The 3,506-nt window shown below is 33.9% G+C and carries 4 protein-coding genes and 1 pseudogene; all 5 read left to right on the forward strand.

Features of this window, described 5'->3' with window-relative positions:
- Positions 1-342: 342 nt before the first annotated feature.
- Positions 343-627 carry a hypothetical protein gene (locus tag LEP1GSC195_RS03870; RefSeq protein ID WP_040506334.1) on the forward strand — a complete coding sequence of 95 codons (285 nt, stop codon included), beginning with the start codon at positions 343-345 and terminating at the stop codon, positions 625-627.
- Between the two features lie 20 nt (positions 628-647).
- Complete coding sequence (locus LEP1GSC195_RS03875; protein ID WP_040506335.1) at positions 648-923, forward strand: hypothetical protein; 276 nt, start codon at positions 648-650, stop codon at positions 921-923.
- 584 nt (positions 924-1,507) lie between these two features.
- Positions 1,508-1,957, forward strand: coding sequence for a hypothetical protein (locus tag LEP1GSC195_RS03880; protein ID WP_015680190.1), 450 nt, complete (start codon positions 1,508-1,510; stop codon positions 1,955-1,957).
- Positions 1,958-2,717: 760 nt separating this feature from the next.
- Positions 2,718-3,434 (forward strand): helix-turn-helix domain-containing protein, encoded by a 717-nt coding sequence (locus LEP1GSC195_RS03890; RefSeq protein WP_232227674.1) that lies wholly within the window; start codon positions 2,718-2,720, stop codon positions 3,432-3,434.
- Positions 3,421-3,506, forward strand: a pseudogene (locus LEP1GSC195_RS19935) (hypothetical protein); the annotation flags it as partial. The gene LEP1GSC195_RS03890 and the pseudogene LEP1GSC195_RS19935, both read left to right, overlap by 14 nt.

A 3,506-nucleotide genomic window follows, 5' to 3' on the forward strand; every position in this document is an offset into this window, starting at 1 on the left:
ACTTTAATCGATTATGTTCATGCTTGTGGCTTTGATGTTGAAATTAAAGCCGTTCCAAGAAGAAACAAGAAAAAAGAGGAATTTGTTCTCTTAAAAGCTTAGTATAAACGCCATCCGTGGCTTAATTTGATTGATTACCTCGGAAACGTCGCATAAACAGCAACTAACCGCTTCGCTTCGGGACGAGCCCTCGCTTGGGCTGCGCCACATAGGCTTCTGGCACTCCCCTTGCATTCGCAAGTGTCGTTCCAGTCCCTAACGTCCCGTTTCCGGGACTCAGGGCCAGCCTACGTCGGTTAGTCTAGTTCGTTATGCGTAATAGCAAAAAATATAAGAAAAAATATGAAAAAAATAACAATATTAATTATTCTATTAATACTTCAATGTGCAGATAGCGAACGACAGAATTGTAGAGAAAATTTAGATTCTATTGAATTTCAGAAAATAATGGCTTTAAGTTTATTAGTTCCATTATCAAAAAATACAAATCAAGAAAATGAAAGCCGTCAAAACTTTGGTGTAATTAATTTTGCATACGCACAAAACAAAGCGGAAGAAAGAAAACGAATTTGTGATAATAATTTGTTACTAAAAATCTTTGATCCAGAAGCAAACGATTTTGACTAATTGTATCGAAATTAAATATCATGAGTTTAAATAAAATTTCAATGAAAAATATGAAAATATATATATTGTCACTATTAATAGCATTAAACTTTAATTGTTACGGACCAGCTTTAAGCGAAAAATACGTTTGTAAAGATGAACAAAGAAAAGGAGATTCATTTTTTACTGATTGTTTTTTCTTATATCAATTAAAAAGGAATCAGACTGAAGAAGACAGAGCAATTGTTGCATATTGCGCTAAATTATATGACGAAAAATGCAAAAATAAATCGAGTCAAAAGCCGTGGTGGCTATAGTTTCGCCATGTTAAATTTCTAAAAATTAAATTTTTTAAAATTTCACTTTCGACGTTGATAATTTATTCTATTTTATAAAATAAGTATACAAATTTTGCCTTCGAGTTATTCAAACATTTTCATTTTAGCAATTTTATTAATATCACTAATTTTTCTTTTTCTTTCAATTAAAACTATATTCTATAGCATATTATGGTTAAATAAAATATTTAAATTATCTAATGGGATACCTGTTAATATAAGTGAAGTAATTGACAGAAATCCAGAATTCGCTTTACTTAATAACAAACTAATTAAAACGGCAACCTATCTATCTCTTTATATTCTATTTGTCACGATAATCTTCATATTTTATTTAAGATTCTCTTAACATTATCCTTAAAATTACGTTTCAATCATTTGCTACTACGCATAACAGCGACTAACCGCTTCGCTTCGGGACTAGCCCTCGCTTGGGCTGCGCCACATAGGCTTCTGGCACTCCCCTTGCATTCGCAAGTGTCGTTCCAGTCCCTAACGTCCCGTCCGGGACTCAGGGCCAGCCTACGTCGGTTAGTCTAGTTCGTTATGCGAAATAAATTAAAATGATTCCTTTTACAGTAAAATTCAAAAGGAAACTATATATTTCGAAAGAAAATTCTGATGCTTTTTTAACAAGAACCAAACAATTATTGTTAAATTCTACTGATTGTGATATTGATTTAGTTAAAAAAACAATTTTATTAAATTCAAATTTTGAACCAAAATGGGTTAAAAAATCCTATGTTATTGGATTTCTTAATTCTGCGGAATTCACTTTAAAGCAAGAAAACGACTCTATGTTCCTTTATATGAATGTTTCTTTTATTCCACTTTTCGGAATCTCATTTATATTGTTTCCATTTATTCTTACTTCACTTTTACCCATTGAAAATAATCCATTTGAAACTAAGAATCTACTCTATTTTTGGTGCGCTAAACTTGGGTTTTTAATAGCTTGGAGTTTAATAGAATATCACACCCTTGTTAACTGCATTTCTAAGGTAAAAGTCTAAATCAATTAATTAACGAATATGCTTATAGCACATTTAACATTATCAGATATTTTTCCATTATTAAACATTTTCATCATCTTACCTATTTGCATTTCGGCTTTTTCATTCTCAATAAAAATGAATTTATTAACTCCAGAAATGCCAACTTTAATCAAAAAAAAATACTTATGGCTTACTAATATTTTTGATTATTTAATCTTATCACTATTAATTTTTTTAACCTCAATTATAACAGATACAAAAGAAATCACTGAAGAATTTTTTCTAAATATTCTTATTATTCTAATTTTTCTTTCATTGTTTATGTATTTAAATTTTTCATCTATTAAAATTATCTTTATTAATATCGAAATAGAAAACAAAGGAAAATTTCTGTTAAAAATTCTCCTATATCCATTGATTTCGATAGGTATATTTGTGATTTTTTTAAATTTGAAATGCTATGGTAAATAAATTTACTTCGCATAACAGCGACTAACCGCTTCGCTTCGGGACGAGCCCTCGCTTGGGCTGCGCCACATAGGCTTCTGGCACTCCCCTTGCCTACGCAAGTGTCGTTCCAGTCCCTAACGTCCCGTTCGGGACTCAGGGCCAGCCTACGTCGGTTAGTCTAGTTCGTTATGCGCAAGTTTGGGAATGTATGCCTCAGGACATGGGTAACACTTTTGTAGCAAGACATAGGTAACACTTTCAGGTTTCTAATCCCTTTAGATCACCTTTACAGGAGGGCTTTGGGATGCCTTGGAAGGAGAATAATACCGTGGATTTAAGATTTCAATTTGTTCTGGATAGCTTCCAGAATGACGTCAATTTTACTCAGCTTTGTGCTCAGTATGGCATCTCTACTAAGTGTGGATACAAGTGGAAAGAAAGGTTCTTGAAGGAAGGGAGAGATGGTCTTCTGGATAAGAAGAGAACTCCTAAGAACTCTCCCGCTAAGATTGCAGAAGAAACAATTCTAGAAATCATTAAGATCAAAAATAACAAGAAGTTCTGGGGTGCTAAGAAAATACTCGAACTCTATAAAGCTAAATTCCCAGATAGAAGACCTCCTAACAGATCTACCGTTGAACGCATTCTTAAGAAGGCAGGCCTACTTGAGAAAAAAAAGAATAGAAGACCAATTAATTCAGGACAACGAATCTCTATGCCGGAGAAAGCGACCCATCCGAATCATATTTGGACCGTTGACTTCAAAGGATGGTGGTATACTCCGGACAGGGAAAAAATAAATCCTCTCACAGTCAGAGATGATTTTTCTAAATACATACTATCCATTAAGACCCTTTCCAAAGGCGATATTCCTTCCGTTAAAGCTGAATTTATTAGGTTATTTAAGATCTATGGATTACCAGAAATCATTCGCTCCGACAACGGACCGCCTTTCGCTTCTATGCAGTCTCTTTGGGGACTCAGTCTACGCGTCTGTTTGGTGGCTCTCTCTAGGTATCAAGCTCGATCGCATTCAACCAGGTAAACCTTACCAAAATGGCGCTCATGAAAGAATGCATAGAGACATGGCTCGAGAACTACAACATGAAATCGTTGG

Source organism: Leptospira wolbachii serovar Codice str. CDC, assembly GCF_000332515.2.
Lineage (GTDB): Bacteria > Spirochaetota > Leptospiria > Leptospirales > Leptospiraceae > Leptospira_A > Leptospira_A wolbachii.